This is a genomic window from Pseudomonas sp. FW305-28 (assembly GCF_017351395.1).
GTDB classification, from domain to species: Bacteria; Pseudomonadota; Gammaproteobacteria; order Pseudomonadales; family Pseudomonadaceae; genus Aquipseudomonas; species Aquipseudomonas fluorescens_AA.
The window spans coordinates 36914-44438 of the sequence record NZ_JACNDD010000041.1 but is presented as its reverse complement, the minus strand read 5'-3'; the positions used below and the strand labels follow the sequence as shown (position 1 = coordinate 44438).

General features: G+C 63.6%; 8 protein-coding genes. 6 read left to right on the top strand and 2 right to left on the bottom strand.

The genetic code is table 11. The features are described from left to right. Together motA and motB are read left to right on the top strand one after the other, a co-directional pair. Positions 1–696: flagellar motor stator protein MotA (motA, locus tag J4E53_RS12055; protein WP_207268144.1), on the top strand; the 696-nt coding region annotated here is incomplete at its 5' end. A 3-nt stretch (positions 697–699) separates the two neighbouring features. Beyond that, on the top strand, positions 700–1746 hold the full coding sequence (gene motB, locus J4E53_RS12050) for a flagellar motor protein MotB (RefSeq protein WP_103308786.1): 1047 nt from the start codon (positions 700–702) through the stop codon (positions 1744–1746). 183 nt (positions 1747–1929) lie between these two features. Here the strand turns inward: motB and rsgA are convergent, their stop codons facing one another. Further along, positions 1930–2961: a small ribosomal subunit biogenesis GTPase RsgA gene (rsgA, locus tag J4E53_RS12045; protein ID WP_103308787.1), complete on the bottom strand. Its 1032-nt coding sequence runs from the start codon at positions 2959–2961 to the stop codon at positions 1930–1932. Positions 2962–3070: 109 nt separating this feature from the next. On the opposite strand from rsgA, the gene orn reads away from it, so the two are divergent. After that, complete coding sequence (gene orn, locus J4E53_RS12040) at positions 3071–3613, top strand: oligoribonuclease (RefSeq protein ID WP_060739428.1); 543 nt, start codon at positions 3071–3073, stop codon at positions 3611–3613. Between the two features lie 218 nt (positions 3614–3831). Beyond that, the gene (locus J4E53_RS12035) at positions 3832–4446 is read left to right on the top strand and encodes a trimeric intracellular cation channel family protein (protein WP_170866829.1); all 615 of its coding nucleotides are present in this window, start codon (positions 3832–3834) and stop codon (positions 4444–4446) included. Here the strand turns inward: J4E53_RS12035 and queG are convergent. Beyond that, on the bottom strand, positions 4428–5507 hold the full coding sequence (gene queG, locus J4E53_RS12030; RefSeq protein ID WP_060739427.1) for a tRNA epoxyqueuosine(34) reductase QueG: 1080 nt from the start codon (positions 5505–5507) through the stop codon (positions 4428–4430). The two genes, J4E53_RS12035 and queG, sit on opposite strands and share 19 nt — an antisense overlap. A 63-nt stretch (positions 5508–5570) precedes the next feature. On the opposite strand from queG, the gene J4E53_RS12025 reads away from it, so the two are divergent. Then, positions 5571–7070, top strand: coding sequence for an NAD(P)H-hydrate dehydratase (locus J4E53_RS12025; RefSeq protein WP_103308788.1), 1500 nt, complete (start codon positions 5571–5573; stop codon positions 7068–7070). After that, complete coding sequence (tsaE, locus tag J4E53_RS12020; protein ID WP_003197219.1) at positions 7058–7525, top strand: tRNA (adenosine(37)-N6)-threonylcarbamoyltransferase complex ATPase subunit type 1 TsaE; 468 nt, start codon at positions 7058–7060, stop codon at positions 7523–7525. The genes J4E53_RS12025 and tsaE overlap by 13 nt, the downstream gene beginning before the upstream one ends.

Sequence of the window (7525 nt, the reverse complement as noted above, 5' to 3'; positions counted from 1 at the left end):
ATGACGATGCACGTGCTCAAGAAATCCCTGGGCATGTTCAGTTCGCGCTTTAGCCACACCTTCTACCTCGAGGTGCTGGGGCTGATCTACGAGATCCTCAACAAGAGCCGCCGCGAAGGCATGATGGCGATCGAAGGCGACATCGAAGACGCCGCCGCCAGCCCGATTTTCGCCAAGTACCCGGCCGTGCTCAAGGACGCCCGCATGACGGCGTTCATCTGTGATTACCTGCGCATCATGTCGTCCGGCAACATGGCCCCCCACGAGCTCGAAGGCCTGTTCGACATGGAGCTGTACAGCCTCAAGGAAGACCTGGAGCATCCCTCCCACGCAGTCACCGGGATCGCCGACGCGATGCCTGGCTTCGGTATCGTCGCGGCGGTACTGGGGATCGTGGTGACCATGGCCTCCCTGGGCGACGGTGACCAGAAGTCCATCGGCCTGCACGTGGGTGCGGCCCTGGTGGGTACGTTCTTCGGTATCTTGGCGGCGTATGGTTTCTTCGGGCCGCTGGCCACCTCCCTGGCCCATGACGCCAAGGAAGAGCTCAATATCTACGAAGCCATCAAGGCTTCCCTGGTGGCCTCGGCCTCGGGCATGCCGCCATCGTTGGCGGTGGAGTTCGGGCGCAAGGTCCTGTACCCGGCGCACCGTCCAAGCTTCGCCGAGCTGGAACAAGCGGTTCGCGGTCGCTAAGTCATGGAAAATAACCAGCCGATCATCATCAAGCGCGTCAAGCGCATAGCCGCTGGGCATCACGGGGGCGCCTGGAAAATCGCCTTTGCCGACTTCGCCACAGCGATGATGGCGTTCTTCCTAGTGCTGTGGCTGTTGTCCACGGCGACGCCAGAGCAGAAGATCGCCATCGCCGGCTACTTCAAGGACCCGGTCGGCTTTTCCGAAAGCGGCACGCCCTACATCATCGACCTGGGCGGCTCACCGACCCTGGCCCCGGAAAACACCCTCAACCCCGAGGTCAAGTCCCAGCCCCAGCCCGACAAGGTGACGGTGGATTCCGAGCAGGTCGAAGGCATGGCCGAACAGGTCGAGCGCGAGCGCCTGGAATTGCTGTTGCAGGAATTGCAGAACAAGGTCGAAGAGAACCCGCAACTGCAGAAATTCAAGGACCAGATCCTGTTCGAAATCACCCCGAACGGCTTGCGCATCCAGATCATGGACGCCGAGAACCGGCCGATGTTCGATTCCGGCAGCGCGCGCCTGAAGCCGTATTTCGAGGACATCCTGTTGGCCATGGCCGACACCATCAAGGCGGTGCCGAACAAGATCAGCATCAGTGGTCATACCGATGCCAAACCCTACATCGGCAAGGGTGACTACGGTAACTGGGAGCTGTCCGCCAACCGTGCCAACGCGGCCCGTCGCGCCCTGGTGGCCGGCAGCTATCCGGACGAGCAGGTGGCGCGGGTGGTCGGTTATGCGTCTTCGGCGCTCTTCGACCGCAAAGACCCGTTCAACCCGGTCAACCGGCGTATCGATATCGTGGTGTTGACCAAGAAGGCGCAGAAAGCCATCGAGGGCTCGCAAACCGATGATCCGGCGCCCGATCCGGTCCCGGGCGAGGGTGCGCCGGGTGAAGCGCCTGCTCCGTCCGCCACACCAGGTGCGGCGGTCGATCCGAACGCGTTGCCGGCAGACCAGCAACCCGTGCCGGCCCATGAGCTGCGCGAGCGGCTGAACCTGTTCGACGATGCCGCGCCCAAGCCGCCCGGAGCGCCGGCGCAGTGAACTGAAGGTTTGTCGATGGACCTGTGGCGAGGGAGCTTGCTCCCGCTCGACTGCGAAGCAGTCGTAAACCGGCGGGTGCGGTGTGTCTGATGCTCCGCATCTGGCAGGTTTTGGGGCTGCTTCGCAGCCCAGCGGGAGCAAGCTCCCTCGCCACAATTGTGTCCGGCTTCCCTTCCTTTCAGCTCAGTAACCGCTTTCCGGCAGGCTGGCGATGATCGAGCGGTAGCTATTCATCCGTTGCTGATGCACGCGACCTTCTTCCAGGGCCTTGAGCAGAGCGCAACCGGGCTCGCGGTCGTGCTTGCAGTCGCGGAAGCGGCAGGTGCCGATCAACTCGTTGAACTCGATGAACCCGGCTTCGACATCGGCCCGGCTGACGTGGCCCAGGCCGAATTCTCGGATACCCGGCGAGTCGATCAATTCACCGCCGCCAGGGAAATGGAACAGCCGCGCGGTGGTGGTGGTGTGGGTGCCCTGGCCGGACAGCTCGGACAGCGGCCCGACGCGCGTCTCGACTTCCGGCAGCAGGCTGTTGACCAGCGAAGACTTGCCCACGCCAGACTGGCCGACGAACACACTGATGCGCCCGTCCAGTTGCTGTTGCAACTGCTCCATGCCGTTGCCGTGATGGGCCGAGACCTCCAGCACCGGGTAACCCAAATCCCGATAGACCGACAGCAGGGCGTTCAGCGCCGTGGCGTTGTGTTCGTCGATCAGGTCGAACTTGTTGAGCAGCAGCAACGGACGGATACCCGCGTGTTCGGCGGCCACCAGGTAACGGTCGATCAGGTTGGCGTGGGGCTCGGGCAACGGGGCGAACACGATGACGATCATGTCGACGTTGGCGGCCACGGGCTTGAGCTGGCCTCGGCTGTCCGGCCGGCACAGCTCGGTGTGGCGCGGCAACTGCGCGACGATCACGCCGATGCCCTGGTTGCCGGCCCGCCAGACCACCTGGTCGCCCGTCACCAGCGCCGGCAGGTTGGCGCGCAAGTGGCAGCGGAACACCTGGCCGGCCAGTTCGCCTTCCTGGGCCTCGACCTCGACCTGCACGCCGAAGTGGGCGATCACCAGGCCGGTCTGTTCAGGGCCCAGGTCGCCACCCTCCAGGGCTTCGACAGCACTGGATTCGCGTTTGGCGGCGCGGGCGGCGCGCTCGCCCTGGATCTTTTCGATGCGCCAGTTCTGACGACGATTGAGTTGGCGTTTGGCCATGGGTGTTCCGTATGAAGAAATGCAGCGAATAGGGTAAAACGGCGGCGAGTTTAGCACGCCCAAGGGCCTGCCTAAGCTAAACTGCGTGGCTACGCCGAGGAGCTTCCCTATGCAAAACCCGCAGAACCTGATCTGGATCGACCTGGAAATGACCGGTCTGAACCCTGACACCGACGTCATCATCGAAATGGCCACGATCGTCACCGACAGCGACCTCAACACCCTGGCCGAAGGCCCGGTGATCGCGATCCACCACAGCGACGAAGTCCTGGCCGGCATGGACGAGTGGAACACCCGCCAGCACGGCGGCTCGGGCCTGACCCAGCGGGTGCGCGAGAGCAAGATCAGCATGGCCGAGGCCGAGGCCCAGACCCTCGCCTTCCTGGAACAGTGGGTGCCCAAGGGCAAGTCGCCGATCTGTGGCAACAGCATCTGCCAGGACCGTCGCTTCCTTTATACCCACATGAAATCCCTGGAAAGCTACTTCCACTACCGCAACCTGGACGTCTCCACCCTCAAGGAGCTGGCCGCCCGCTGGGCGCCAGAAGTGCGCGACAGTTTCCAGAAGGGCAGCACCCACCTGGCCCTGGACGACATCCGCGAGTCCATCGCCGAGTTGCAGCATTACCGCAAGCATTTCATCAAGTTCTGATGCGCAGCGCGTTCTTGTGGTGATGGGGCTGTGGGAGCAAAGCTTGCTCGCGAAACAGGCGCCTCGGTCTTTGAAAGTCCGCATTGCCTTCATCGCGGGCAAGCCTTGCTCCCACAGATATCCTGGCCACAGACTCCTTGTTTGACATGGTCGATGGCTGCCCTCTTTTGGTGCCTGCCCAAACTGGCTAGACTGCGCGCCTTCCTGCAAGGACCGCCATCATGTTGCTGATGCTTTATCTGATCGCCATCACCGCCGAAGCCATGACCGGCGCCTTGTCTGCCGGGCGACGGGGCATGGACTGGTTCGGCGTGGTGCTGATCGCCTGTGTCACGGCGCTGGGTGGCGGCTCGGTGCGCGACGTGCTGCTCGGTCATTACCCACTCACCTGGGTCAAGCACCCGGAGTACCTGGTGCTGACCACCGCGGCGGCGATGCTGACGGTGTTCCTGGCGCGCTGGATGCGCCATTTGCGCTCGCTGTTCCTGGTGCTCGACGCCGTGGGCCTGGTGGCGTTCACCCTGATCGGCTGCATGACGGCCCTGGAAATGGGCCATGGCATGCTGGTGGCGTCGGTCAGTGGGGTGATCACCGGGGTGTTCGGTGGCATCCTGCGGGACATCTTCTGCAACGATATTCCGCTGATCTTCCGTCGCGAACTCTACGCCAGCGTCTCGTTTGCCGCGGCGTGGTGTTATCTGCTGTGTGTCTTCCTGCAACTGCCGAACGAGCAGGCAATCCTCATTACCTTGTTCGGCGGTTTCCTGCTGCGGCTCCTGGCGATTCGCTTTCACTGGGAAATGCCGAAGTTCGTCTACAACGACGAGGTTTGACGCTCGGCATGTTGGCGCAATGCCCACGCCACGTGCTCGCGCACCAGTTCCGACGGATAGTCGCGCCGCGCCTCCAGCGCTTGCAGCACGGGAATGGTTGACGGCGCATTACCCAGGCCCACCGCCAGGTTGCGCAGCCAGCGTTCGTAACCGGCACGGCGCAACGGTGAACCCTCGGTGCTGCTGAGGAATTTCTCTTCGTCCCACATGAACAGCTCGGCCAACCCGGCATTGTCCAGGTTGTGCCGCGGCTTGAAGTCGCTTTCCCCGGACGGTCGGGCAAAGCGGTTCCACGGGCAGACGATCTGGCAGTCGTCACAGCCGAACACCCGGTTGCCGATCAGTGGTCGCAGCTCTTCAGGAATGGCGCTTTTCAACTCGATGGTCAGGTAGGAAATACAACGGCGAGCATCGAGCACGTAGGGGCCGACGAAGGCATTCGTAGGACAGATGTCCAGGCATGCGGTGCATTTTCCGCAATGCTCGGTGCCGTGGGGTGGATCGATGGGCAGCGGCAGGTCGACAAACAGCTCGCTCAGGAAAAAATAGCTGCCGGCCTTGCGGTTCAACACCAGGGTGTTTTTACCGATCCAGCCCAGGCCCGCCTGTTCGGCGATGGCTTTTTCCAGCACCGGTGCGCTGTCGACAAAGGCACGGTAGCCAAAGGGGCCGATGACCGCCTGAATTTTTTCCGCCAATTGCTGCACGCGTTTACGGATCAATTTGTGGTAATCGCGGCCCAATGCATAACGCGAGACGTAGGCTTTTTCCGGTTGGCCGAGCAATTGCGCCATTTGCGTATCGCCCGGCAAGTAATCCATGCGCAGGGAAACCACCCGCAGCGTGCCCGGCACCAGTTCCTCGGGGTGCGAGCGTTTGCTGCCATGGGCGCCCATATAGTCCATTTCGCCGTGGTAGCCGGCCTCGAGCCAGCGTTGCAGGTGTTGTTCATGCTCGGCCAGGTCCAGGCCGCTGATGCCGACCTGCTGGAAACCCAGCTCGCGGCCCCATTCCTTGATGGATTGGGCGAGGGCGGGGAGGTCTGTGGGAATGGCAGGCATGAGGCGAGAGAAACCGGAGCTGAGATGCGTATAATTCTGCCAGACATCGGAGCCCGAAGACGCATGCCGCACACTAAAGATGATTTTCCCGACGCGCTGTACAGCGCCGCGCAGGTCCGGGCCCTCGATGCTCAACTGATCGCGGCAGGCACCGCCGGTTTCGAATTGATGCAGCGCGCGGCCCGCGCCACCTGGCGAGCGATCGTCCGACGCTGGCCTGAGGCCCGCGAGCTGACCGTGCTGGCCGGCCATGGCAACAATGCCGGCGATGGCTACCTGGTCGCGACGCTGGCCCGGCGCGCCGGCTGGTCGGTGCGGGTGCTGACGGTGGGCGAGCCCCGGCGATTGCAGGGGGACGCCGCCAATGCCCACGCCGAGGCCGTGGCGGTGGGCGTGCCGATGGAGCCGTGGTCGGACGAGGCCGAGTTGCGCGGCGTGCTATTGGACGCGCTGCTCGGCACCGGCCTGAATGGCGATGTGCGCGAACCTTATGTGCAGGCCATCGATACGATCAACGTCAGCGGCCTGCCGGTCGCGGCGGTGGATATCCCTTCGGGGTTGTGCGCCGACACCGGCCGAGTGCTGGGCACGGCGGTGGCGGCCGACCTGACCGTGACTTTCATTGGCTTGAAACTGGGGTTGTTCACCGGCGAGGCGGCGGACCGGGTCGGTGAGCTGATGTTCAATGACCTGCACGCTGATCCGGATATTGTTGAAACGGCACCGGCCAGTGCCCGACTGCTCCTGCCCCACAATCTGCCTCGTCTGACACCTCGTGCCGCCACTTCCCACAAAGGCAAGTTCGGTCATGTGCTCTTGATCGGTGGCGACCGCGGCTTCGGCGGCGCCATCCAGATGAGCGCCGAAAGCGCCCTGCGCTGCGGTGCGGGCATGGTTTCGCTGGCGACCCGCAGTGAGCATGTATCCGCCGCGCTGATGCGTTTACCGGAAGTGATGGTGCAGGGCACCCATTCGGCGAACCAATTGATGGGCCTGCTCCAGCAGGCCAGCGTGCTGGTGGTCGGGCCGGGCCTGGGCCAGGCTGCCTGGGGACGCAGCCTGTTGTCGGCGGCGGCCAATGCGCCACTGCCGCAAGTGTGGGATGCCGATGCACTGAACCTGCTGAGCAGGGGCGATGTCCGTTTGCCTGAGCAGTGCGTCATCACCCCGCACCCGGGGGAGGCGGCGCGGCTGTTGGAGATGTCCGTCGCCCAGGTGCAGGCCGACCGCCCGGCGGCGGCCCATGCCTTGAGCCAGAAATACAGCGCCACGGTGATCCTCAAGGGGGCCGGCAGCCTGATCGCCAGCCCGGACGGTCGCCTGGCGGTTTGCAGCCAGGGCCATCCGGCCATGGCCACCGCCGGTCTGGGGGATGTGCTGGCCGGTGTGGTCGGGGCCTTGCTGGCCCAGGGCATGGAAGGCTTCGAGGCCGCGTGCCTGGCGGTCTGGCTGCACGCCAGTGCCGGTGCCCAGGTCGGTCGCTCGGGCCGGGGATTGGCGGCGACCGATCTTATCCCGGCCATTCGTCAGTTGTTGGAGGAGCATTCACCGTGTCTGAAGTAACCCTGTACGTGGCGGACGAACAAGCCATGACACAATTTGGCGCCCGCATCGCGCAGATCACCGCCGGCCACGGCCTGATTTTTCTCGAAGGCGACCTTGGCGCGGGGAAAACCACCTTGTCCCGTGGCATCATTCGCGGCCTCGGGCACGTCGGTTCAGTCAAGAGCCCGACGTTCACCCTGGTCGAGCCCTATGAGATCGGCGACATTCGCGCCTTCCATTTCGACCTGTATCGACTGGTAGATCCCGAGGAGCTGGAATTCCTCGGTATCCGCGATTATTTCGAAGATGACGCCTTGTGCCTGATCGAATGGCCCCAGAAGGGTGCAGGCTTTTTGCCAAAGCCCGACCTGACCATTACCATTGGCGCGCAGAACGGCGGGCGTTCGCTGAAACTGACGCCGCAAGGCTCCCGTGGTGAGTCGTGGTGTGCCGCTTTGGCATTGGAAAACTAA

What these genes read in the sequence shown, in the direction of transcription:
- motB (WP_103308786.1), top strand. Translation starts at nt 700, where the DNA reads ATGGAAAATAACCAGCCGATCATCATCAAGCGCGTCAAGCGCATAGCC.
- rsgA (WP_103308787.1), bottom strand. Translation starts at nt 2,961, where the DNA reads ATGGCCAAACGCCAACTCAATCGTCGTCAGAACTGGCGCATCGAAAAG.
- orn (WP_060739428.1), top strand. Translation starts at nt 3,071, where the DNA reads ATGCAAAACCCGCAGAACCTGATCTGGATCGACCTGGAAATGACCGGT.
- queG (WP_060739427.1), bottom strand. Translation starts at nt 5,507, where the DNA reads ATGCCTGCCATTCCCACAGACCTCCCCGCCCTCGCCCAATCCATCAAG.
- J4E53_RS12025 (WP_103308788.1), top strand. Translation starts at nt 5,571, where the DNA reads ATGCCGCACACTAAAGATGATTTTCCCGACGCGCTGTACAGCGCCGCG.